Origin of the sequence: Bradyrhizobium rifense (assembly GCF_008123425.1) — a bacterium.
In the GTDB taxonomy this organism is placed as follows: domain Bacteria; phylum Pseudomonadota; class Alphaproteobacteria; order Rhizobiales; family Xanthobacteraceae; genus Bradyrhizobium; species Bradyrhizobium rifense.
Genome location: NZ_VSSS01000040.1, coordinates 23,459 through 45,129, shown reverse-complemented (window position 1 = coordinate 45,129; position 21,671 = coordinate 23,459). Strand labels below are relative to the sequence as shown.

At 63.7% G+C, this 21,671-nt stretch carries 22 protein-coding genes and 1 pseudogene; 16 read left to right on the top strand and 7 right to left on the bottom strand.

Annotated features, from left to right (window positions below; all coding sequences use genetic code 11):
* Window positions 1-153: 153 nt before the first annotated feature.
* Window positions 154-2,199 carry a DNA topoisomerase IV subunit B gene (gene parE, locus FXB40_RS25965; RefSeq protein WP_148774994.1) on the bottom strand — a complete coding sequence of 682 codons (2,046 nt, stop codon included), beginning with the start codon at window positions 2,197-2,199 and terminating at the stop codon, window positions 154-156.
* 274 nt (window positions 2,200-2,473) lie between these two features.
* Here parE and FXB40_RS25960 point away from each other — a divergent pair, with 274 nt between their 5' ends.
* From FXB40_RS25960 to argC, 3 genes are all read left to right on the top strand, one after another.
* Entirely contained in the window at window positions 2,474-3,004 is a 531-nt protein-coding gene (locus FXB40_RS25960) for a DedA family protein (protein WP_148774993.1), read from the top strand.
* 224 nt (window positions 3,005-3,228) lie between these two features.
* Window positions 3,229-3,894 (top strand): FMN-binding negative transcriptional regulator, encoded by a 666-nt coding sequence (locus FXB40_RS25955; protein WP_148774992.1) that lies wholly within the window; start codon window positions 3,229-3,231, stop codon window positions 3,892-3,894.
* On the top strand, window positions 3,891-4,874 hold the full coding sequence (gene argC, locus FXB40_RS25950) for an N-acetyl-gamma-glutamyl-phosphate reductase (RefSeq protein WP_148774991.1): 984 nt from the start codon (window positions 3,891-3,893) through the stop codon (window positions 4,872-4,874). The genes FXB40_RS25955 and argC overlap by 4 nt, the downstream gene beginning before the upstream one ends.
* Window positions 4,875-5,000: 126 nt before the next feature.
* Here argC and FXB40_RS25945 read toward each other — a convergent pair whose 3' ends face one another.
* The gene (locus tag FXB40_RS25945; RefSeq protein ID WP_148774990.1) at window positions 5,001-5,777 is read right to left on the bottom strand and encodes an outer membrane protein; all 777 of its coding nucleotides are present in this window, start codon (window positions 5,775-5,777) and stop codon (window positions 5,001-5,003) included.
* Window positions 5,778-5,962: 185 nt separating this feature from the next.
* Here FXB40_RS25945 and FXB40_RS25940 point away from each other — a divergent pair, with 185 nt between their 5' ends.
* The gene (locus tag FXB40_RS25940; RefSeq protein ID WP_148774989.1) at window positions 5,963-6,556 is read left to right on the top strand and encodes a class I SAM-dependent methyltransferase; all 594 of its coding nucleotides are present in this window, start codon (window positions 5,963-5,965) and stop codon (window positions 6,554-6,556) included.
* Window positions 6,557-6,563: 7 nt separating this feature from the next.
* On the opposite strand, the gene FXB40_RS25935 is transcribed toward FXB40_RS25940, so the two are convergent.
* The 3 genes from FXB40_RS25935 to FXB40_RS25925 all read right to left on the bottom strand — a co-directional run bounded on the left by FXB40_RS25935 (window position 6,564) and on the right by FXB40_RS25925 (window position 9,212).
* Window positions 6,564-6,830 (bottom strand): hypothetical protein, encoded by a 267-nt coding sequence (locus FXB40_RS25935; RefSeq protein WP_148774988.1) that lies wholly within the window; start codon window positions 6,828-6,830, stop codon window positions 6,564-6,566.
* A 106-nt stretch (window positions 6,831-6,936) separates the two neighbouring features.
* The gene (locus FXB40_RS25930; protein WP_148774987.1) at window positions 6,937-7,335 is read right to left on the bottom strand and encodes an MAPEG family protein; all 399 of its coding nucleotides are present in this window, start codon (window positions 7,333-7,335) and stop codon (window positions 6,937-6,939) included.
* A 56-nt stretch (window positions 7,336-7,391) separates the two neighbouring features.
* Window positions 7,392-9,212 (bottom strand): PHA/PHB synthase family protein, encoded by a 1,821-nt coding sequence (locus FXB40_RS25925; RefSeq protein ID WP_148774986.1) that lies wholly within the window; start codon window positions 9,210-9,212, stop codon window positions 7,392-7,394.
* On the opposite strand from FXB40_RS25925, the gene FXB40_RS48125 reads away from it, so the two are divergent.
* The 6 genes from FXB40_RS48125 to FXB40_RS25900 all read left to right on the top strand — a co-directional run bounded on the left by FXB40_RS48125 (window position 9,103) and on the right by FXB40_RS25900 (window position 14,500).
* Window positions 9,103-9,423 carry a hypothetical protein gene (locus FXB40_RS48125; protein ID WP_210352187.1) on the top strand — a complete coding sequence of 107 codons (321 nt, stop codon included), beginning with the start codon at window positions 9,103-9,105 and terminating at the stop codon, window positions 9,421-9,423. The two genes, FXB40_RS25925 and FXB40_RS48125, sit on opposite strands and share 110 nt — an antisense overlap.
* Window positions 9,424-9,464: 41 nt before the next feature.
* Entirely contained in the window at window positions 9,465-9,740 is a 276-nt protein-coding gene (locus tag FXB40_RS25920; RefSeq protein ID WP_148774985.1) for a hypothetical protein, read from the top strand.
* A gap of 246 nt (window positions 9,741-9,986) precedes the next feature.
* Window positions 9,987-11,207 (top strand): LL-diaminopimelate aminotransferase, encoded by a 1,221-nt coding sequence (locus FXB40_RS25915; RefSeq protein ID WP_148774984.1) that lies wholly within the window; start codon window positions 9,987-9,989, stop codon window positions 11,205-11,207.
* Window positions 11,208-11,235: 28 nt separating this feature from the next.
* The gene (locus FXB40_RS25910) at window positions 11,236-12,552 is read left to right on the top strand and encodes a homoserine dehydrogenase (protein WP_148774983.1); all 1,317 of its coding nucleotides are present in this window, start codon (window positions 11,236-11,238) and stop codon (window positions 12,550-12,552) included.
* A gap of 139 nt (window positions 12,553-12,691) precedes the next feature.
* Window positions 12,692-13,693: a class II fructose-bisphosphatase gene (gene glpX / locus FXB40_RS25905; protein ID WP_148774982.1), complete on the top strand. Its 1,002-nt coding sequence runs from the start codon at window positions 12,692-12,694 to the stop codon at window positions 13,691-13,693.
* Between the two features lie 87 nt (window positions 13,694-13,780).
* The gene (locus tag FXB40_RS25900; protein ID WP_148774981.1) at window positions 13,781-14,500 is read left to right on the top strand and encodes a haloacid dehalogenase type II; all 720 of its coding nucleotides are present in this window, start codon (window positions 13,781-13,783) and stop codon (window positions 14,498-14,500) included.
* Between the two features lie 12 nt (window positions 14,501-14,512).
* On the opposite strand, the gene FXB40_RS25895 is transcribed toward FXB40_RS25900, so the two are convergent.
* Complete coding sequence (locus tag FXB40_RS25895; protein WP_148775012.1) at window positions 14,513-15,445, bottom strand: LysR family transcriptional regulator; 933 nt, start codon at window positions 15,443-15,445, stop codon at window positions 14,513-14,515.
* A 102-nt stretch (window positions 15,446-15,547) separates the two neighbouring features.
* Between FXB40_RS25895 and FXB40_RS25890 the strand changes: the two genes are divergently transcribed.
* The 5 genes and pseudogenes from FXB40_RS25890 (at window position 15,548) to FXB40_RS25870 (ending at window position 19,602) form a co-directional block, all read left to right on the top strand.
* Window positions 15,548-15,874: a hypothetical protein gene (locus tag FXB40_RS25890; RefSeq protein ID WP_148774980.1), complete on the top strand. Its 327-nt coding sequence runs from the start codon at window positions 15,548-15,550 to the stop codon at window positions 15,872-15,874.
* Window positions 15,875-15,890: 16 nt separating this feature from the next.
* The gene (locus FXB40_RS25885; RefSeq protein ID WP_148774979.1) at window positions 15,891-16,364 is read left to right on the top strand and encodes a hypothetical protein; all 474 of its coding nucleotides are present in this window, start codon (window positions 15,891-15,893) and stop codon (window positions 16,362-16,364) included.
* Between the two features lie 24 nt (window positions 16,365-16,388).
* A pseudogene (locus FXB40_RS50485) lies at window positions 16,389-16,598 on the top strand (efflux transporter periplasmic adaptor subunit); the annotation flags it as partial.
* Window positions 16,599-16,922: 324 nt separating this feature from the next.
* Complete coding sequence (locus FXB40_RS25875; protein ID WP_148774978.1) at window positions 16,923-17,681, top strand: sulfite exporter TauE/SafE family protein; 759 nt, start codon at window positions 16,923-16,925, stop codon at window positions 17,679-17,681.
* Window positions 17,682-17,910: 229 nt separating this feature from the next.
* Window positions 17,911-19,602: a hypothetical protein gene (locus FXB40_RS25870; RefSeq protein ID WP_210352186.1), complete on the top strand. Its 1,692-nt coding sequence runs from the start codon at window positions 17,911-17,913 to the stop codon at window positions 19,600-19,602.
* Window positions 19,603-19,745: 143 nt separating this feature from the next.
* Here FXB40_RS25870 and FXB40_RS25865 read toward each other — a convergent pair whose 3' ends face one another.
* On the bottom strand, window positions 19,746-20,621 hold the full coding sequence (locus FXB40_RS25865) for an ABC transporter substrate-binding protein (protein WP_148774976.1): 876 nt from the start codon (window positions 20,619-20,621) through the stop codon (window positions 19,746-19,748).
* A 104-nt stretch (window positions 20,622-20,725) separates the two neighbouring features.
* Here FXB40_RS25865 and FXB40_RS25860 point away from each other — a divergent pair, with 104 nt between their 5' ends.
* Complete coding sequence (locus FXB40_RS25860; RefSeq protein ID WP_187437140.1) at window positions 20,726-21,652, top strand: LysR family transcriptional regulator; 927 nt, start codon at window positions 20,726-20,728, stop codon at window positions 21,650-21,652.
* The last annotated feature ends 19 nt before the right edge of the window (window positions 21,653-21,671 follow it).

The window sequence follows — 21,671 nt, the reverse complement described above, 5'->3', positions numbered from 1 at the left end:
CCTGGGCTTGCCGACCGGCCACGTGAGTCGTTGGCCGAGTCGCGCGTTGGAGACGCGAAATGTTGCGGATGAATCGTCCGTAGAGGGCTCAATTGTCCTCCCAAATGAAAAAGCCCCGGCCTCGGGCCGGGGTTTTCAACGGGAATCGCCGCATTAGACGTCGAGCAGCTCCTCGCTCGCGAACTCTGCCTTGTCGGAGATGAATGCGAAGCGCGCTTCGGCCTTGGTGCCCATCAGGCGCTCCACCGAATCCGCCGTGGTGTCGCGATCGTCGGCGAGCAGGACGACTTTCAGCATGGTCCGCTTGGCCGGATCCATGGTGGTCTCCTTGAGCTGCGCCGGCATCATCTCGCCGAGGCCTTTGAAGCGGTTCACCTCGACCTTGGCGTTGGCGTTGAACTCGCTTTTGATCAGCGCTTCCTTGTGCGCGTCGTCGCGTGCGTAGATCGACTTGGATCCATGCGTCAGCTTGTAGAGCGGCGGCACGGCGAGGAAGAGATGTCCCTCGTCGATCAGCCGCGGCATCTGCCGGTAGAAGAACGTGATCAGCAGCGACGCGATGTGGGCGCCGTCGACGTCGGCGTCGGTCATGATGATGATGCGCTGATAGCGCAAATCTTCTTCACGATACTGCGCGAGCATGCCGCAGCCGATCGCCTGCACCAGGTCGGCGAGTTGGGTGTTCGCCGTCAGCTTGTCCTTGCCGGCGGAGGCGACGTTGAGGATCTTGCCGCGCAACGGCAGCACGGCCTGGGTCTTGCGATCGCGCGCCTGCTTGGCGCTGCCGCCGGCCGAGTCACCCTCGACGATGAAGAGTTCTGAGCCGTCCAGGCCCGCATCGCTGCAATCGGCGAGCTTGCCGGGCAGGCGCAACTTCTTGCCCGCGGTTTTCCGCGCGGTTTCCTTTTCCTGGCGACGGCGCAGCCGCTCCTCGGCGCGGTCGATCACGAAGTCGAGCAGCCGGTTGGCCATGTTCGGATTGCCCGACAGCCAATGGTCGAACGGATCCTTCATCGCCTGTTCGACGATGCGCTGCGCCTCTGCGGTGGCGAGACGATCCTTGGTCTGGCCCTGGAATTCAGGCTCGCGCACGAACACTGACAGCATCACGGCGGCACCCACCATCACGTCTTCCGAGGTGATGGACGAGGCTCGCTTGCCCTGGCCAACGCGCTCGGCGTGATCTTTCAGGCCGCGCAACAGCGCGCTGCGCAGGCCGGATTCGTGCGTACCGCCGTCGGGCGTCGGCACGGTGTTGGTGTAGGAGGAGAGGAAGCCATCGGCATCCGCGGTCCAGGCCACGGCCCATTCGCAGGCGCCGTGCGCGCCGTTGCGGCCCGACTTGCCGGAGAAGATGTCGGGATGCACCAGCGTGTCGGCGTGGATCGCCGCCGCCAGATAGTCCTTCAGGCCGCCGGGGAAGCGGAAGGTCGCTTCCGGCGGAACATCTTCGACGCCCTTGAGCAGTTCGGGCGCACAGTTCCAGCGGATCTCGACGCCGCCGAACAGATAGGCCTTCGAGCGCGTCATCTTGAACAGGCGCTGCGGCTTGAACGCGGCCTTGGCGCCGAAGATGTCGGTGTCGGGCTTGAAACGCACGCGCGTGCCGCGGCGGTTGTTGATCTTGCCGAGATCCTCGAGCTTGCCCTTCGGGTGCCCGCGCTCGAATGTCATGCGGTAGAGTTTCTGGCTGCGCGCGACTTCGACCTCGAGCCGCGAGGAGAGTGCGTTCACCACGGAGATGCCGACGCCGTGCAGACCGCCCGAGGTCTCGTAGACTTTCGAGTCGAACTTGCCGCCCGAATGCAGCGTGCACATGATGACTTCAAGCGCCGACTTCTTGGGGAACTTCGGATGCGGATCGATCGGGATGCCGCGGCCGTTGTCGGTGACGGTGAGGAAGCCGTCCGCGGAAAGCTCGACGCCGATGAAGGTCGCGTGCCCGGCCAGCGCCTCGTCCATCGAGTTGTCGATGACTTCGGCGAAGAGGTGATGCAGCGCCTTCTCGTCGGTGCCGCCGATATACATGCCGGGCCGACGCCGCACCGGTTCCAGGCCTTCGAGCACCTCGATGTCGGCTGCGGTGTAGTCGGCTTCCCCGCCAGTTCCGCGCGGGGTTGCCTTCGCGGCGGTGCGCCCCTTCGGCTCGCTGCCGTCGAACAAATCGTCTTTGCTTTTTGTTTTCAACTGCTTGGACATATATCTTGATGCGTTTTGAGGGCCGCGAGGGCGGCGAATCGGTTGGCCTGACTATGCCACTTCTGGCCTCGAAAGGTTACCGCAGGGCAGCCCGGGCGCCGTGGGGTGGTAGCTAATCCCGGCGAATTTACGCCGCAAGCTAACCAAGTGCCGGCAATTTGACGCCCCGGTCCACCCGAGCCGGGTTTTGTGACTTGATGTCACACAAGTCCTTGGCTTACCAGTCTTTTCCATCTGGCAGGACCTCGAGGCGGGGCGGGAAGGCTATTCTGGAATGGAGCAGTACGCGCACGCGCTGGCCGATTTCGTGCGCCTTCACCAGGCCTGGGCTGCTCCGATCGTGTTCCTGTTGGCGTTCGGGGAATCGCTGGCCTTCATCTCGCTGTTGATCCCGGCCTGGGGCGCGCTGGTCGCCATCGGCGCGCTGATCGGGGCGAGCGGCATCAGCTTCTATCCGATCTGGATTGCGGGAGCGATTGGTGCTGCCCTCGGCGACTGGGTCTCCTACTGGTTCGGCTACCGCTACAAGGAGCAGGTCGCGCAGATGTGGCCGCTTTCGCGCTATCCGGAAATCCTGCCCAAGGGCGAGGCCTTCGTGCGGAGCTGGGGCGTGCCCAGCATCTTCATCGGCCGCTTCTTCGGCCCCTTGCGCGCCTCCGTGCCGCTCGCGGCGGGCATTTTCGAAATGCCGTATTGGAGCTTTCAGGCCGCCAATTTCGTCTCCGCGCTGGTCTGGTCGGCCGCGCTGCTGCTGTTCGGCGATGTGATCGCAAAGATCATGGAATGGCTCTGGCGCATCATCTGACGCCGAGAAACTTGACGGGAACCAGATCCGGCCTTATAGCCGCGCGCCATGATCAACGCTGCGACCATCCTGTTCGCCCGTCGCCGCCGCCGCTCTTTAGCGGTTTGGGCGGTCGATCGCGTTTGAGATCATCGTCTTTGCCGCTGGACCCGATCCGCGGCATTCTCTCTCCTGTCAGCGCGATCTGATCCGGCGGCCCCCCAAGGAGCCAGCAGGAGACCACGATGTACACGCCACCCTTTTTCAAGCCGGACCGCGCCGCGAGCCTGAAATTCGCAGGCGACCGCGGTTTCGGCACCATGTGCGCCTTCGACGGCCATAAGCCGGTCGCATCGCCGCTGCCGTTCTATTTGACCTACGCCGCCGACGGCACGCCGCAGGCGGCCTTTCATGTCGCCCGTCACAATCCGCTGGTAAAGCTTGCGGACGGCGCGACGTCCTGGCTGCTCGCGATCAATGGCCCCGATGCCTATGTATCGCCCGACTGGTACGTCTCGCCGGACCAAGTGCCGACCTGGCTCTACCAGTCGGTGCATCTGAGCGGCCCCGTGCGGCTGTTGTCGGACGACGAGCTGGCGGTGCAGATCGACACGCTCAGCGACAAGTTCGAGAGCTGGCTGTTGCCGAAGACGCCGTGGACTTCGGGCAAGATGACGGCAGGCCGGTTCGAGACGTTGAAGAAGGCGATCGTGGGTCTGGTCATGACGGTTGAAGAGGTCGAAGGCAGCTTCAAGCTCAACCAGCACAAATCGGACGCCGACCATGCGGCGATCGCGACTGCGCTCGGCGAGGGCGATGCCGACGCGAAGCAGATTTCACAGTTGATGCGGCGGGCCAGGCCGCAAGTTTTCGGACACGACACGAACAAGCTCGAAAGGAGCGTATCATGAGCCTCGTTGATACCCAGAACGCCCCGAAGTCGGGTGCCGCCAAGAAGCCCGCCACCGTCTTCGTCGATGGCGGCTCAGGCACGACCGGCCTCGGCATCAATGAGCGGCTCAAGCTGCAGAGCGACGTCGTGGTGAAGACCATCGCCGACGACAGGCGCAAGGATCCCGCGGCCAAGAAGGCACTGATGGAGGAAGTGGATCTCGTCATCCTCTGCCTGCCTGATGATGCTGCCAGGGAGACGGTCGCGCTGATCGACAGCATGGGCCCTTCGGGCCCTAAGGTGCTGGACGCCTCGACCGCCTACCGGGTCGCGCCCGACTGGGCCTACGGTTTTGCGGAGCTGGCACCGGACCAGGCCGGCAAGATCAAGGCCGCGACGAAGGTCTCCAATCCCGGCTGCTATCCGACCGGCGGCATCGCGCTGCTGCGGCCGATCGTCGATGCCGGCCTGTTGCCGCCCGACTATCCCATCAGCGTCAACGCGGTGAGCGGCTATTCCGGCGGCGGCAAGTCGATGATCGCGAGCTTTGAAGAGGGCAGCGCGCCGTCGTTCGAGCTCTATGGCCTCGGTTTCGAGCACAAGCATCTGCCGGAGCTGCAGCTCTATTCGAACCTGACGCGGCGGCCGATCTTCATTCCCTCGGTCGGCAATTACCGGCAGGGCATGCTGGTCTCGATCCCGCTCCAGCTCGACACGCTGCCGGGCAAGCCGAGCGGCGCGGATTTGCAGGCGGCGCTCGCCAAACGTTACGCGGGTTCAAAATACGTCTCGGCGATGCCGCTGCAGAATGAAGCGTCCAAGGGCGGCCGGATCGAACCGGAGGCCCTCAACGAGACCAATATGCTCGAGCTCTATGTCTTCGCCAGCGACAAGTACCATCAGGCGGTGCTGGTCGCGCGGCTGGACAATCTCGGCAAGGGCGCCTCGGGCGCAGCCGTGCAGAACATGCGGCTGATGCTGGGCCTGCCGGAGGAGTAGGGCACGCTCGTGCCCCGGACGCAGCGCAGCACTTCTTGAGTGATGCGCTGCAGAGCCGGGGCCCACGTTTGCATTGCCCTTAGCTCTGGTCCCGGCTCGCGCTTCGCGCGTCCGGGACACGAGATCTCAGTACTTCGCAATGACCGGGCCGCCGAAGCGGTAGTTGATGCGGGCCGTGATCAGGTCGACGTCCTGACGGATGCTATCAGTGCGCGAGAACGCACCGGCAGGCACCGCCGGCGCCAGCACGCCATTGGCCGTGAGCGTGACGTCGTGCCGACCCATGAACAGGTGGTCGTATTCGAGGCCGACCGACCAGTTCTGGGCAAAGCCGTATTCGAAGCCGACGCCGACCGTACCGCCCCAGCGGGTGTCGTTAGCGCGATCGAACTCGGCCCCGGCCAAGCCGCCCGTACCGATGCCGCGGTATTGATTGCTGGTGACCGCGGCGCCGCCCTTCACATAGAGCAGCGCATTGTTCCAGGCGTAGCCCACCTGGCCGGTGAACAGGCCGAAGGCATCGATGTGGGTGCGGTTCGCGACACCGAACACGGTGCTGGTATTCCGGCCCGAGAGGTCCGCCCAGTCGCCCTGAGCCTCGAGGCCGAACACGAAGGCGCTGCTCTGCCAGCGATAGCCGATCTGGCCGCCGGCGACGGCGCCCGTCGCATCGTGGCAGCCTTCGTTGACGCCGGGGGCGAAACCAGCGGTCTGGTTCCAGCAATTGCGCGACGTGCCATAGCCGCCGTTAGCGCCGATGTAGAAGCCGCTCCAATTGTAGACCGCGGCGATCATCGGCGGCGCCTTGGTGTAGGGGCGGGCGGCGAGATCGGCAGCGTTGGCTTGCGTCGCGACGGTGGCAAGCGAAACCGCGCCGAGCGCGAAAATCATCTTCCAATTCATGTCTGTTCCGAATCGATCAATTGCGATGCGTGAATATGGCTGTGGATGGGTGACAACCTGTACAGGCAATCTGCCGCGCCGGGTTGTTTTTGCCGCGGTGTTATCTTTCTGCAACAGCTACGGTTGATGGCAGGCGGCCGGCGGAGTAGGGAGGCGTGCTGGAGCCTTCCGGAGCGAGTGACGCCGTGGATGAGACCACCCTGCAATTCTATCGGCAGAACGCCCAGTCCTACGCGGATTGGGCGAAGGCGCCGTCGACACGGCTCAAGGGCTTCCTCGCTTTGCTGCCGCCCGGTGGCGCGATCCTGGAACTCGGTTGCGGCGCCGGCAATCATGCAGCCGTGATGCTGGCGGAAGGTTTTTCGCTGCGCGCGACCGACGGCTCGCCGGAGATGGCGGAGATCGCGTCGCAACGACTCGGTCATCCCGTCGAAGCGATGCGGTTCGACCAACTGGACGCGCAACAGGCCTATGACGGTGTCTGGGCCAGCGCCTGTCTGCTGCACGTCCCGCGCGAGGAACTCGCCGGAATCCTGAAGCGGGTTCATCGCGCGCTCAAGCCGTCAGGCGTGTTCTACGCCAGCTACAAGATGGGCGAGGGCGACGGCCGGGACAGTCTCGGGCGCTACTACAACTACGCATCGCCCGAATGGCTGGAAGCCACCTACGCCAGCGCGGGTCCATGGACCACGCTGACGTCGGAGACGTCTGTGATCCAGAGCTTTGATCAGACGCCGGCAAACATGCTCAATCTCGTCGTCCGCAAGTCGGCCGGCTGACTTTCACTCACGGCCGAATGACGTCCGGCGGAAACGGCCGAACGGGGCGGCCGGCGCAGACGTTGTTGCGAGCTACCACAGCCTCGCGCTGCGATTTCTCCCACGCGCTCAACGCAGGGCCGGAAATGTCGCACATCTCCTGGTGATCACTTGCGTAAGCGATCAAATCGCTCCAGGCGAGCGAGGCGCGGATATAGGCGTTGCAGCGTCCCGACACCAGGGCGCGTGTCATCGGCTTTGAGGCATCGACGGCCTCGCTGCGGAGGCGGGTCAATTCAGGGCATTGTACTTGCGCGCGCCTCGCCGCCAAATCCGGCGAGGGCGATCATCGCGACGACCGGCAATAGGGTCCGCATCGGGAATCCCTCGCTTCGGTTGCCTCAGAACAGCTTGAAGATCGCCAGCGCCAGCACTGCCTGCGCGAGGAAGCCGACCGTGAAGGCCAGCGTGCGGAACACCGGGACGCCGAGCGCATAGACGATCAGATGCGCGACGCGCGACCAGAAATAGACCACGCAGGCGAGCACCGTCCATTTCGAGGAATAGTCGATCGCGTTCAGGATCAGCACCAGCGGGGCGAACAGCACGAGGTTCTCGACCGCATTGTCATGCGCGAACATCAGGCGGTTCGCCCACTCCGATTGCGGCTTGTCAGCACGCGAGGGATTGGCCATCGCGCCACCGAGCCCACGAATCTGACAGCGGTTGATGGTGTAGGGAATCCAGAGGATCCCCGTCAGGATCACCGTGCACGTCAGCCAGAACAATTCACGCGTCATAACCCGGTCCCCTCCAAAATCGATGTCGTGAGTTTATACAAGCGCAGCAGATTCCGCTATGCGCGAACCCTGACATAGCTGCCGGGAGCGTCCTCGATCGGCGGCAGCGCTTCGCTTCCGACGCTGCGCGCAGGGACTTCCTCCGGATCGAGCCCGCCCAGCCATTCGCGCCAGTCCGGCCACCACGAGCCCTTGTGCTCCACCGCGCCCTTCATCCACTGGGCGACGTTGACGTCCTTGATGTTGTCGTTGGTCCAGTACTGATACTTGTTTGAGGCCGGCGGATTGACGACGCCGGCGATGTGGCCGGACCCGGACAGCACGTATTTCACGGGCCCGCCGAAGAACTGCGAGCCGTACAGCACCGATTCCGCCGGCGCGATGTGGTCCTCGCGCGTGGCGAGATTGTAGACGGGCACCATGACCTTGGAGAGGTCGAGCAGGGTGTTGTCGAGCACCATGCTGCCGGTCGACAGCCGGTTCTCCAGATAGCAGTTGCGCAAATAATAGGAATGATTCGCCTGGGTCATCCGCGTCGCGTCGGAATTCCAGTGCAGCAGGTCGAACGCGCTCGGCTGCTGGCCCTTGAGATAGTTGCTGACCACATAGGACCAGATCAGGTCGTTGGAACGCAGCATATTGAAGGCCATCGCCATCTTGGAGCCTTCGAGCACGCCGGACGCCTTCATGTCCTTCTCGAGCGATGCGATCTGCTCCTCGTCGACGAACACCAGGAGATCGCCGGCATGGGTGAAGTCGACCTGGGCGGCAAAGAACGTCGCCGAGGTGACGCGCTGGCGCCGCTTCTCGGCGAGCCAGGACAGCGTGGTCGCGAGCATGGTGCCGCCGACGCAATAGCCGGCGGCGTGGACCTTCATCTCGCCGGTGACCTTCTCGATCACGTCCATCGCCGCGAGCGGGCCTTCCTTCATGTAGTCTTCCCAGCTCTTGGCACCGAGCTTCTTGTCGGGATTGACCCATGAGATCACGAACACCGTAATGCCCTGATCGACGCACCACTTGATGTAGGATTTCTCCGGCTTGAGATCGAGGATGTAGAACTTGTTGATCCAGGGCGGGATGATCAGCAGCGGCGTGCGCAGCACCTTCTCCGTGGTCGGAGAATACTGGATCAGCTGCATCATCTCGTTCTGGTAGATCACCTTGCCAGGCGTCGTCGCCATGTTGACGCCGACGACGAGGTTGTCCGGATTGGACTGGCGGATCTTCAGCATACCATTGCCGGCGGCGATATCCTCCGCCAGCATCGTCAGGCCGCGCGCGAGGTTCTCGCCGCTGCTTGCAACCGTTTCGCGCAGCACTTCCGGATTGGTCAGCACGAAGTTCGACGGCGAGACCGCGTTGGTGACCTGCTGCATGTAGAACTCGGCCTTGCGCCGGGTCTGCGGATCGAGCCCCTCGGCATCGTGCACCAGCTCCTGCGCCCATTTGGTCGTGAGCAGATAGAGCTGCATCATGAAATCGAAGAACTGGTTCGACTTCCATTCCGGATCGGCAAATCGCTTGTCGCGCGGCGAGGGCGCGATCGCGGGCTCAACCTCCTGGCCGGCCATCCGCCGTGCCGCCGCGCCCCAGAGATCGAGATAGTCCTTGGCGAGCTTGGTCTGGAGGTCGGACGCACGCGACTGGTCCGACAGCCAGTATTCGGCGACCGACGTGAAGGTCTTGACGACTTCGGTAAGCTCGGCCGGCGGACGGTCCTGCACCTCGCCGGTTTCGCGCGGCTTCAGAAACGCGGCGAGCGCCTTGCCGCCGCTCTCCATGGCCCGCGCGACATTCATCGCGAAGGCTTCCGCATCGAACTTCGTTTCAGATTTTGTCCCGGATCTGGGCGTGTCGGTCGTGACGGTACTCATGAAGGCGACAGTAGCGATTCATTCCGTATTCGTCACCGCGAAGCTCGCTGGTTTCGCGTTAAACACGCGCGAAGATGTGCTGCACTGCGACAAGGCTTCTTGCTTTTGTCACAATCGCAGTGCACCTCTCAGGGCGTGGGCCTTGGATGATTTCTCGCTCGTACCATTTGTGGGCAGCAATGGTTTGAGCTTGGGCAGGTTGTTGGGTTAAGCTCCCACAGCCTCGCATGGGACGAGTAGGGGAATTCCCAGGTGTTTGCGTTGTGGGACCTGCAAAAGTCGCGGCTTGCTGCCTGCGCGCTGCTGATGGCGGCGCTCGCGCTGGGCGGCTGTTCGAGTCAGCTTGCGGATATGTCGGCCGCCGACACGCCGGCGCATCCCAGGGAGCCCGGTGCCTATCTGCCGGTGCACGATCTGCCGCCGGATCGTGACCAGGCGGTCATCCCGCCCGACCAGCGCGCCAAGATCGAGGCTGAGCTTGCGGCCGCCCGCGACCGCCAGGCCGTCGCCGCCAAGGACGCCAAGTAAGGACCGCAAATTGGTCACGGGACGACCATCGCGGGGCGCAAGGTAATCGCTGGCGCCCCCGCCACACCGTGCTAAAAAGACTTCAATTCAGCCGAGAGTCAGGGCGAAGGAGTTCAGTCCTCGTCACTGAAAATTGCTTCAAGTGTTTGATTTTGAGCGATTTTCGTGTGCGTGGCGAGATCTCCTCGAAGGGGCGTCATCGCCCGTCGATTCTGTTCTGACCGGTTGCCCGGAGCCCAGAGAGCCATGGACGATTTTTACCGCATCCGCCGCCTTCCGCCTTACGTGTTCGAACAGGTCAACCGGGCCAAGGCGGCGGCGCGGAATGCCGGCGCCGATATCATCGATCTCGGCATGGGCAACCCGGATCTGCCGGCCCCGCCGCATGTGCTGGAGAAGCTCAAGGAGACCCTGGGCAAGCCGCGCACCGACCGCTACTCGGCCTCCCGCGGCATCCCCGGCCTGCGCCGCGCCCAGGCCGCCTATTACGAGCGCCGCTTCGGCGTGAAGCTCAACCCCGATACCCAGGTCGTGGCGACGCTCGGCTCGAAGGAGGGTTTCGCCAACGTGGCGCAGGCGATCACCGCGCCGGGCGACGTCATCCTCTGTCCGAACCCAAGCTACCCGATTCACGCCTTCGGCTTCCTGATGGCGGGCGGTGTGATCCGTTCGGTGCCGTCGGAGCCGACGCCGGAATTCTTCGAGGCGGTGGAGCGGGCGATCGTGCATTCGATCCCCAAGCCGCTCGCGCTCGTGGTCTGCTATCCCTCGAACCCGACCGCCTATGTCGCGAGCCTCGACTTCTACAAGGATCTCGTCGCCTTCGCGAAGAAGCACGAGATCCTGATCCTGTCCGATCTCGCTTATGCCGAGGTCTATTTCGACGAGAACAACCCGCCGCCCTCGGTGCTCCAGGTGCCCGGCGCCATCGACGTCACCGTCGAGTTCACCTCGATGTCGAAGACCTATTCGATGGCCGGCTGGCGCATGGGCTTTGCGGTCGGCAACGAGCGCGTGATCGCAGCACTCGCCCGCGTCAAATCCTATCTCGACTACGGTGCCTTCACGCCGGTGCAGGTCGCAGCGACCGCGGCGCTGAACGGTCCTGACGACTGCATCAAGGAGATGCGCGACATCTATCGCAAGCGCCGCGACGCGCTGGTGGAATCGTTCGGCCGCGCCGGCTGGGAGATTCCGCCGCCGGAAGCCTCGATGTTCGCCTGGGTGCCGCTGCCGGAAGCGTTCCGCAGCGTCGGCAGCATGCAGTTCGCGACCCTGATGGTAGAGAAATCCGGCGTCGCGGTCTCGCCCGGCGTCGGCTTCGGCGAGCATGGTGAAGGATATGTCCGCATCGCCATGGTGGAAAACGAGCAACGGATCAGGCAGGCCGCGCGCGGCGTTCGCCGCTTCCTTGAAAGCGGCATCGAAACGTTGCACAACGTCGTTCCGCTCGCCAATCGGCGCTAATTCTCTTCTGCAGGTTCACTAAAGCATCATGGTTGCACCCCTGAAAGTGGGCATAGCGGGGCTCGGCACCGTGGGCGCCGAAGTTGTCCGTTTGATTGAAACGCAGGCGCGCGTGCTCGCGGGCCGTAGCGGCCGCGGCATCCGCGTCGTCGCCGTCACCGCGCGCTCGAAGGCCAAGAAGCGCAGCATCGATCTGCGCGGAGTCGAATGGGCGAAGGATCCGATGGCGCTCGCCACGCATCCCGGCATCGACTGTTTTGTCGAGCTGATGGGCGGCGCCGGCGATCCCGCGCTCTCGGCGGTTGAAGCCGCGTTGAATGCCGGCAAGTCGGTCGTCACCGCCAACAAGGCGTTGCTCGCCAAGCACGGCCTGAAGCTGGCAAAAGCCGCCGAAAAGCATGGCGGTGCGCTGAATTTCGAGGCAGCGGTCGGCGCCGCGATCCCTGTCATCAAGACGTTACGCGAAGGTCTTGCGGGAACCGGCATCAATCGCGTCTACGGCATCCTCAACGGCACCTGCAATTACATCCTGACCCGGATGGAGCAGGAGGGCCTGTCGTTTGCCGAGTGCCTCAAGGATGCGCAGCGGCTGGGCTATGCCGAGGCCAATCCGTCCTTCGACGTCGACGGCCACGACACCGCGCAAAAGCTCGCCATTCTCGCCAGCCTCGCTTTCGGCACGAAAGTTGCTCAAAGCGCGGTGTATGTCGAAGGTATCTCCTCCATCGCGCCGGAAGATCTGCGCGCCGCTGACGATCTCGGTTACCGGCTCAAGCTGCTCGGTGTTGCCGTTCGCACCGCCAAGGGTATCGAGCAGCGCGTGCATCCGACCATGGTTCCAAAAACCTCTTCGATCGCACAGGTGATGGGTGTCACCAACGCGGTCACGATCGATGGCGAGGGCATTCCGCCGATCACGCTGGTCGGCCCCGGTGCAGGCGGAGCTGCGACCGCATCCGCCGTCGTCGCCGATATCGCCGACGTCGCGCGCGGGATCCGCGCCAATCCGTTCGGCCGGCCGATCGCGCAACTGCGCGACACCAAGAAGGCACCGATGGAGCGGCACGAGGGCGGCTATTACATCCGCCTCCTGGCGCGCGATTTCCCGGGCACCGCGGCTGCGATCGCGACCCGGCTCGCAGAGCAGAAGATTTCGATCGAGTCGATCGTGCAGCGCCATCCCAATGGCGGCGCTGCTCCGGCCGATGGCAAGGCGGTGCCCGTGCCCGTCATCCTGATCACCTATGCCACGCATGAGGACGCGGTGCGCCGCGCACTCGCCGCCGTGCAGAAGGACAAGGTGATCAGCGGACGGCCGCAGGTCATCAGGATCGAGAAGAACTAGAGTATGACCCGGAAAAGTGTGACGCGGTTTTCCGGAAAGGTCATGCTCAAACAATAGCGCACGGTTCGAACGAACTGTGGGTGTTACGAGTTGATGCGGACGGAGATTTCCGTCCCAAACGTTCCGAAGGAGTGAGCCGATGTCGACCCATATTTCAGTGCCGCCGCAAGCGTTGCTCGAGCGTATTCTCACGCTGGAGATCGTGCGCGTGACGGAGCGGGCGGCGGTGTCGTCGGCGCGGCTGCGCGGGCACGGGCAGGAGAAGGCCGCCGACCAGGCAGCCGTCGATGCCATGCGCCGCGAGCTGAACAAGCTGCCGATCCAGGGCACCATCGTGATCGGCGAGGGCGAGCGCGACGAGGCGCCGATGCTCTTCATCGGCGAGAAGGTCGGCATGAACGCCGGTCCGGAAGTCGATATCGCGGTCGATCCGCTCGAAGGCACCACGCTGTGCGCCAAGAACATGCCGGGTTCGATCGCCACCATGGCGATGGCCGACGGCGGCACGCTGCTGCACGCGCCCGACGTCTACATGCAGAAGCTCGCGGTCGGCCCCGGCTACGCCAAGGGCGTCGTCGAGCTCGACGCGACGCCGGCCGAGAACGTCCGCCGTCTCGCCAAGGCCAAGGGCGTCCAGCCTGACGGCATCACCGTCCTCGTGCTCGATCGTCCGCGCCACGCCAGCATCATCGAGAGCGTGCGCTCGACGGGAGCTGCCGTGCGCCTCATCACCGACGGCGACGTCGCCGGCGTGATCCACTGCGCCGATCCCGATAACACCGGCGTCGACATGTATCTCGGCACCGGCGGCGCGCCGGAAGGCGTGCTTGCGGCCGTGGCGCTGCGTTGCATCGGCGGCCAGATGCAGTGCCGTCTGATCCTCGATTCCGACGAGAAGCGCGAGCGTGCCGCCAAGATGGGCGTCAACGATCCCAAGATGATCTACGGCATCGAGGACATGGCGCGCGGCGACTGCCTGTTCGCAGCCACCGGCGTCACCACGGGCTCGCTGCTCTCGGGCGTCAAGTTCCGCAAGGACGGCGTGATCGAGACCGAGACGGTGGTGATGCGCTCCGTCACCGGCACCGTGCGCTACATCAAGGCCGAGCACCGCGAGCTCGCCAAGTTCCACCTCGACTAAGCCAACGACACGCGACCCTCATTCCGGGCTGTGCCTCGCGGCGCATCCCGGAATGACCAAGAACAAACAACATTTGGGGAAGCGCACATGTCCGATCTCTCCGGCGTTAAAGCTCTCGTCTTCGACGTGTTCGGTACCGTCGTCGACTGGCGCACCAGCCTGATCACCGACTTCATGTGGTGGGGGAAGGGCCGCGGCATCAGCACCGACTGGACCGCTCTGGTCGACGGCTGGCGCGCCGTGTACTCGGCCTCGATGGACGACGTGCGCAAGCATCCCGAGCGCGGCTATGTCATGCTCGACGATCTGCATCGCCGCTCGCTGGAGAAGCTGGTCGAGCAGTTCGCGATCAAAGGCCTCACCGAGGCCGATCTCGATCATCTCACCAAGGGCTGGCACCGCCTGCATCCCTGGCCCGACAGCGTCGCCGGCCTGACGCGGCTGAAGACGAAATTCGTGATCTCGCCGCTGTCGAACGGCAATGTCGCGCTGCTGACCAACATGGCGAAGTTCGCTGGTCTCCCGTGGGACCTCATCATGTCGGCCGAGCTGTTCGAGCATTACAAGCCCGATCCCGAGACCTATCTCGGCGCCGCGCGATTGCTGTGCCTCAAACCTGAAGAGGTGATGATGGTCGCAGCCCACAATTACGACCTCAAGGCGGCGCAGAAATACGGCCTGAAGACCGCGTTCGTCGCACGGCCGACCGAATACGGTCCGCTGCAAAAGATCGATTTCGAAGCCACGGGCCAATGGGACATCGCGGCGAAGGATTTCGGCGGCGTCGCCGATCGGCTCGGCTGCTAGGGGAGCAAGAGCTCACAGCTCGGCGGCAAGCTGTGCCACCTGTTCGCGCAGCCATGCGTGGGCCGGATCGTGATCATAGGACGCATGCCACAGCAATGAGACCGTGACCTCACGCAGCTCCACGGGGAGGGGGCTGAGGCTGAGCCCGAGCTCGGCGGCGAAGCGGCGCGCCAGGCGCGACTGAATGGTGACGATCACGGGTGCGCGCGCCACCAAAGACGGGACCGTCAGGAAGCGTGGCGTGGTGAGGGCAATCGAGCGGGTCAGCCCAAGTTTGTCCAATGCTTCATCTACAATGCCGCGGACGCTGCGCCCGGGCCTGAGGCTGGTCAGCACGTGCGGGATCCGCACATAGTCTTCAAGCGAGATCGGGGCCGTGATCCCCGTCTTCTCGGCATTGAACATGCAGAGATAGCTCTCGGTGAACAGCTTGCGGCGCTTGTGGTGGACTTGCCCTTGCTGGAAGGCATCGTAGCCGATGGCGATATCCATTTCGTCGGAGTCGAGGTCGTCAAGCAGTCGCGACGCGTCAAAATTGTAGAGCCGGAGGTGAATGCCAGGCGCGATCTCGCGCATGCGCGCGAGCAGCGACGGCATGAACAGGATCTCCATGCTGTCCGGCAATCCGAACCTGAACGTTCGCACCGCCGTTGCCGGATCGAACGCCCGCTCGCGTGACACCAGTGCCTCGACCTGCGCCAGCATGGCCTGCACCGGCTCGAACAATATCGCCGCGCGCGGCGTGAGGCGCATGCCGGCAGGGCCTCTGGTCAACAACTCGTCGGAGAACAGCTCCCGCAGGCGCGCGAGGTTATGGCTCATCGCCGATTGACCGATGCCGACGCGGGCCGCCGCCCGCGTCACGCTTCGCTCGGTTAGAAGCGCCCCGAGATGTACGAGCAAATTCAGGTCGATACGGCTGAGATTGACAGCATCGATACCCATTATCGACCCCATCTGTTTGATCGATGATCTTAGCCGGCCCATGTCCTGCGGCAAGGGAGCAGACGGGCGTCCCGCCCGCCGCCCAAGCCAACGGAGGGTCTGATGTCGATCCGCAACACACTTCTCGCAGCCGCTTTCACCGTCGCATCACTGGGTGCTGCCCACGCCAGCGATCTGAAGCCGATCGAAGGGCGAAGCGTCCGGCTCGGCGAACTGTCCGGCGTCACCTATTACACGGTCCAGCCCGATGGATTCCGCGTCGTCACGACGCTCGCGCAGGGCGAGACCGGAACGCCGGTCCGCTTCGTGTCGGTGCTGACGCCCGGTCAACGCGTCGTGCTCTCGACGCCGACCCAGGCAGGCGCACTGGAAGTCAGCCGAACCGGGGACAGCCTGCTCATCCGCAATGTGAATGCAGCCTCGAACTGAATTCCGGGAGCCCCAGATGTCCACGATCCGCCTACATCGAACCACCACCCTGACGCCCTCGCAGTACATTGCCCGGCTGATCGACTTCGGTCCGGGCCGTCAGAAATTGTTCGGCAACAGCGCCGATGAGGATCTCGAGCTGCATCATCTCGGTCTCACCGACGCCGACGTGACGGAGGGATCGCGCGGCATTTGGGAGCGGCTGCATTACGACTGGTCCAACCCCAACCGCGTCGTCCTCACCACGACTGATTCCAACGTCTGGGGCGGCGCCTCGGGCCACACCGACACCTTCCGTCGCCGCATCGATGGCATGACGGATATCGACGTCGTCGTCGTGCGCGAGGGGAAGAACCTTAAGGGATGGATCCTCGGCCTCGTGCTCGGGACGATCGGTCGAAGCGTCCTCAAGACGGCATTCGAAAACTCCGTCAAGGCGATCGAGCTCCGACACGGTGTCGCAAACGGTCCCGGCCGGGCCGCCGCTTAGTCCAGGGGTTTGCGAGTTGTCGCGATGCGCCTGGCGCAATGTGTCCCGGTGCGGATCGCTCTCGACCCCGCCGAGCGGAGCGAACTCGTGGCCGGAGCCACCGCAACCGTCGAAGTGATCGGATCGGGGCAGGTCAGCGAGGGACATGGCGTCCGCAATCGGAACGGCGTTCCGCACCGGCTGGCATGCAGGGCAGTGCAGCTCGCGCTGGGATCCTCGCCGGTTTGCGGCTGACATCGTGGCCGAGACGGTATGCGAGGCAATCTAAATTGAACCGAGTACAATATTTGGATTGTACCGATAGATAGATCGGATCATTGTTGAGTTAAAGAGAAACTTGCACCGAATGTGCTCGGTGAAAGTGGAGCAACGACAATGCACCTCAGCTATTTCGATCTGTTTCTGGCGTTCCTTGGATTGACCTTTGGAGTGCCCTCAGCGCTGCCCGGCGCTTTTTTTGAGAGCAAGGACAGTTCGCATCCAGGGTCGCGGGCGGACTGAGCGCACCAACCGGACGATAGCGCCGGACTCGCGCACGAGGGAATTGGAGACGCGCAAATGGAGTTGACGGTCTCGACTATCATCATCGCCTTCGCCGGCGTGTTCCTGATCTGCTTCATGAAGGGCGCGTTCGGCGGCGGCTTCTCCATTGTTGGCATTCCGCTGCTGTCGTTCGTGATGGACCCGGTGACGGCCGGCGGCCTGCTCGCGCCGCTGTTCATCGCGATGGACCTGTTCGCGTTGCGCTACTGGAAGCCCTCGACCTGGTCGAAGCCCGATCTCGTGCTGCTGTTGCCCGGGCTCGTGGTCGGCATTGCGCTTGGTTATCTCCTGTTCCGCGTGCTCGACCACCGTGCGGTTGCGATCGTGATGGCGGTCGTCACGCTGGTCTTCGTCGGCCTGTGGTTCGTGAGCGATCCGAAGGTCACCATTCGTCCGCGTTCGACGCCGAAGGCGGTCGCGGCCGGGCTCGCCTCGGGTGTCACCACCATGGTCGCGCATTCCGGCGGACCGCCGCTGGCGATGTATCTGCTGCCGCTTGGCCTCAGCAAGGAAGTCTACGCAGGGACGACAAGTCTGTTCTTCACCGTCGGCAACGCCACCAAGGCGATGCCGTGGCTGCTGCTGGTGCGGCCGGCCGGCAATGTCTGGATCGTGATGGCGGTGTGCCTGCTCGCCATTCCCTCGGGCGTGTGGCTCGGTTGGCGACTGCACGGCAGGCTCGAACAGCAGCAGATCTATCGGGCCTGCTATGGCTTGCTGGTCGTGACGGCGATGAAGCTGCTGTGGGACGGTGTGTCCGGCTATCTTGCGTGAAGCGAGACGTGCGATGCTCGTCGCCCACAACGGCGACTCAAGTGCCGTGAGCGGAAGCTGAGGCGCGTCGCATCTCATTCGCATTCCTGTAACAGTCCGCTCGCAGACTGCGTGCACAACGAGCGGCGATTTGGCCGCGCTGTCCGTCTTGCGAAAATCATAAAACTGGGAAACGCCAATGGCTGCCAAAGGATTGCGCGCGTTCGTGGGGCTTCCGCGGACTGTGTTGGTGTCTGCCTTGCTCGCGTCTACCGCGCTAGCCAGCATGCCGGCGCGGGCCGATCAGGACGATTTTCATTTTCGCCCGGGCCATTTGCTCTTGAGCAAGGCGGTCTATGACAACAAGGCTTCAAACATCACGGCTGGCGTCACCCAATTGCCGCCGAACTGCGTGGCGCCCAATTGCGCCGCGGCGACCACGGATGGCATCTATCCGATGGTGTTCAGCAACGATCTGGTCGACAGCTCTTTTGGCATCACGGCCAAGATCGTGCTCGACGAACTGCGGCTGAACGGCCATCGCGTCCAGTCGCTGGAAGTGCCGAACAGCGGTCAGCACGGCGTCACCTCGAACAGGGACCAGATGGTGACGAGTTTCCCGTCGAAATCCGAAATCGGGCTGAACCTCTCGATCGATCGCCACAGCGTATCGTTTATGGGCTACCTCGCTCCGATCGACGCGGTCGACGTATCCAACTCCAATACGCCGGACGTCGTCGATTCGACCAACCCGGTGACATCGGCGTTCTCGCGCGTGATCGCGACGGTCGACGAGCATGGCCGTTTCCGCTTCACCAAGACCAACGCCTATAGCGGCAACAACGGGCGCGCCGCTGTTCTGAACGACCGGCCTGGCGCCAACGTGTTCTATGCCACAGGCAATGCCGGCAACGGCAGCAATCCTCAGCCGAATGGCGTAATCATCGGTGCCGGCGCGCAGATTATGACAGCTGCGAAGGCTCCGCTCGTCAACCAACTTGATCCGGGCCTGCCGACGCCGGTCGGCAGTTTCAATGTTACCCAGTTGAGCCTGAAAGCGGACAAGATTGGCAAGGACACCAACTTCCGCGGCCTGACCGTGTTCAACGACGTGATCTATGTGACGAAAGGCAGCGGCGGCAACGGCATCAACACGGTGTACTTCATCGACACCTCGGGCTTCGACGCCAATGGCAAGCCGCTGGCATGCCCCAATGGCGTCGGTCTGCCCAGCGCATCGGCAAAGCTGCCGACGACGCCGATCTACTATGATGCCTCGAAGCTTCAGACGCTCGGCGTCACGCCCTACAACATGTGCGTGCTCAAGGGTTTCCCGACCAATCTCGCCAAGACAGCGACCTCGTTCCCGTTCGGCGTTTGGTTCGCAGATGCCAAGACGCTCTATGTGGCTGACGAGGGCGACGGCACCAATACTTTCAGCGCCGCGACCAACACCTACACCGCCGCTGCAGCCCAGACCGGAGCGGGCTTGCAGAAATGGGTGTTCGATGACACGGCCAAGACCTGGAAGCTGAGCTACACGCTGCAGGCTGGACTTGGTCTCGGCATCCCCTACACCGTGCGGGACTACCCGACCGGCAACAATGCTGCGACCGGCCTGCCGTGGTCGCCCGCAACCGATGGACTGCGTAACATCATCGGACGCGTCAATCCCGACGGCACGGCATCGATCTGGGCGATCACCTCCACTGTGAGTGGCGGCGGCGACCAGGGCGCTGATCCGAACAGGCTTGTCGTGATCAAGGACAAGCTTGCCGCGACTGCGCTGCCTGCGGGCGAGACGTTCACCACGGTGCGCACCGCGCGCTTCGCCGAAGCGCTCCGGGGCGTTTCGTTCACGCCGGAGACAGGACTTGGTCGTGATGCGGACGACCATGACGGCGGCCGCCCGTGCGATCGCGACGACGACGATTGCCGTTGATCGGGGCAATCGTGAAGACGGCATGAAACGACAAGCGTGACCGTCGGTCAGGCAAAGGGGGCGGTGAGGGGCCTTCACCGCGGCTGCCGCGGCGAAGCGCGTTGCTAGCGAGCCCCGGGCGAGCGCATATCCTCGCCCGCCCCTCAAATCCTCCCGAATGCGACCGTCGCCTTGTCGTAAGCGCCGTCGCCCATCGTGCCGGCCTCGAAGATGCCGTGCTTCTCGATCCAGTCGAACGACTGCTCGTAGATCTCGCGCGAATAGGGCTCGAACACGATCCGCTCGCCGGGCCCCCAGCGCCTGGTGTCCATGGCCGCGTGGAAACGATCCGGAAATTCGTTCTTGTAGTAGCGCGTGAAAAGCTCCGGACGCAGGTCGATGTCGCGCTGGGCTTTCTTCAGCGCCCGGAAGTAGCGCTTGATGTCCTCGGGCGCCGGATCGCCATTGATCATGGACGCGATCATGAACGTGGTGTCGATGATCTTGCGGTAGCCGAGCTGCTCGGCGAAATAATAGGGGCCGTTGAACAGCGAGGCTGCCTCGCTCTTGCCGTCGAACAGCAGCTCCATCCGGCGGAACAGCATGCCGTCCTCGAAGGTCAGGTTGATCTGGCCAGGCGCCAGATACGGTTCGAGCGCCTGGATCGCCGAATAATGACTGCCTGACTGGAAGCCGACCGAGATCGGCACGCCGGCGAGATCGGCAGGTGTGCGGATCTTCGAATCCGCCGGAACGAAGATGCCCGAAGGCGCGACCGAATAGACGTCGGCATAGAGCTTGGCGTGGCCGTTCGAGGCGGCGACGTTGACGGTCCAGTGGCAGGCGCAGCTGACGTCGGCCTTGCGCCCTTTCTCGATGCTCTGGAAGGCGCCCTCATTGACCTTGTTGTGATGCTGGCCCTCGGTCGAGCGGATCAGCTCGCGAAATTCGTAGTCGAGCCCTTCGTCGCGGAAGTAGCCCTTCTCCTCGGCCACCCATTCCTGCAGGCGAAAGTGAGACTCGATCACGAATTTGGTCATGGCGTCCTCCGTCTCCGCGTGGCCGTTCGGCCGTTCGGCCGTTCGATTGACTGCAGGATAGCAAAGGGTGAAACTCAATCCATAGTCAGAAGGGAATGTTTCACATGTCGAAAATGGAATATTCCGGGATCGACTTTCGCGATCTGCGCGTGCTCGATGCGCTGATCCGCGAGGGCAGCATCACGCGCGCGGCCGTGAGCCTCGAGACCACGCAGCCGGCGATCAGCAAGCTGCTGGCGAGATTGCGGCTGCGTTTCGACGATCCCCTGTTCGTGCGGCGCGGCAGCGGCGTGCAGCCGACGGCGCGCGCGGTCGAGATGGCGGCTCAGATCCGCGCCTTGCTCGAAATGGCGGACCGGTTGTGGCAGGAGCGGTTGCCGTTCGATCCGCGGAAATCCGAGAAGACCTTCAGCCTGCTGCTGACCGACGTCGGCATGGTGCGGTTCCTGCCGCCTCTGGTCGCGCGCCTGTCCGAACTTGCTCCGCGCGTTCAGGTGCGCGCAATCCCGCTCGACTCCCGGCACTTCGCCCTCAAGCTCGAATCGGGAGAGGCGGACCTCGCGCTCGGCGCCTTGCCGCGTGCAGCGGGGCATCTTCGCTCCCAGCGGCTCTATTCGGATGGCTATGCCAGCGTCGTGAGGCGAGGCCATCCAAGACCGGCAGCGGCGCGCACGCGCCGGGGATTTCTCGATGAGAAGCATATCCTGATCACGGCGTCCGAGACCGGCCATGCGGCTCATCTCGAGACGCAGCGCGTGCTGACGGGAGCGATCGCCCGCGCCAACATCCTGTTGCAGGTGCCGAGCTTCATCGCAGGCGCGATCGTGGCCTCGCAGACCGATGGTGTCGCGACCTTGCCCGCGAATCTGGCCGCGATCATCGCCGAGCCGCTCGGAATGACCGTGTTCAAGACGCCGGTGGCATTGCCACGGATCGAGATCGCGCAATATTGGCACGAGCGCTACCATCGCGATCCCGCCCACCGCTGGCTGCGGTCGATCACGCTCGATTTGTTCGGCAATCGTGCCTAGCGCGATCAAGGACCCCACC

Bases quoted from the DNA above. Each gene is read 5' to 3' on its own strand.
- FXB40_RS25925 (WP_148774986.1), bottom strand. From the start codon at position 9,212: ATGAGTACCGTCACGACCGACACGCCCAGATCCGGGACAAAATCTGAA.
- FXB40_RS25960 (WP_148774993.1), top strand. From the start codon at position 2,474: ATGGAGCAGTACGCGCACGCGCTGGCCGATTTCGTGCGCCTTCACCAG.
- FXB40_RS25865 (WP_148774976.1), bottom strand. From the start codon at position 20,621: ATGACCAAATTCGTGATCGAGTCTCACTTTCGCCTGCAGGAATGGGTG.
- FXB40_RS25910 (WP_148774983.1), top strand. From the start codon at position 11,236: ATGGTTGCACCCCTGAAAGTGGGCATAGCGGGGCTCGGCACCGTGGGC.
- FXB40_RS25900 (WP_148774981.1), top strand. From the start codon at position 13,781: ATGTCCGATCTCTCCGGCGTTAAAGCTCTCGTCTTCGACGTGTTCGGT.
- FXB40_RS25860 (WP_187437140.1), top strand. From the start codon at position 20,726: ATGTCGAAAATGGAATATTCCGGGATCGACTTTCGCGATCTGCGCGTG.
- argC (WP_148774991.1), top strand. From the start codon at position 3,891: ATGAGCCTCGTTGATACCCAGAACGCCCCGAAGTCGGGTGCCGCCAAG.
- FXB40_RS25915 (WP_148774984.1), top strand. From the start codon at position 9,987: ATGGACGATTTTTACCGCATCCGCCGCCTTCCGCCTTACGTGTTCGAA.
- FXB40_RS25895 (WP_148775012.1), bottom strand. From the start codon at position 15,445: ATGGGTATCGATGCTGTCAATCTCAGCCGTATCGACCTGAATTTGCTC.
- glpX (WP_148774982.1), top strand. From the start codon at position 12,692: ATGTCGACCCATATTTCAGTGCCGCCGCAAGCGTTGCTCGAGCGTATT.
- FXB40_RS25930 (WP_148774987.1), bottom strand. From the start codon at position 7,335: ATGACGCGTGAATTGTTCTGGCTGACGTGCACGGTGATCCTGACGGGG.
- FXB40_RS25955 (WP_148774992.1), top strand. From the start codon at position 3,229: ATGTACACGCCACCCTTTTTCAAGCCGGACCGCGCCGCGAGCCTGAAA.
- FXB40_RS25885 (WP_148774979.1), top strand. From the start codon at position 15,891: ATGTCCACGATCCGCCTACATCGAACCACCACCCTGACGCCCTCGCAG.
- FXB40_RS25875 (WP_148774978.1), top strand. From the start codon at position 16,923: ATGGAGTTGACGGTCTCGACTATCATCATCGCCTTCGCCGGCGTGTTC.
- FXB40_RS25890 (WP_148774980.1), top strand. From the start codon at position 15,548: ATGTCGATCCGCAACACACTTCTCGCAGCCGCTTTCACCGTCGCATCA.
- parE (WP_148774994.1), bottom strand. From the start codon at position 2,199: ATGTCCAAGCAGTTGAAAACAAAAAGCAAAGACGATTTGTTCGACGGC.
- FXB40_RS25945 (WP_148774990.1), bottom strand. From the start codon at position 5,777: ATGAATTGGAAGATGATTTTCGCGCTCGGCGCGGTTTCGCTTGCCACC.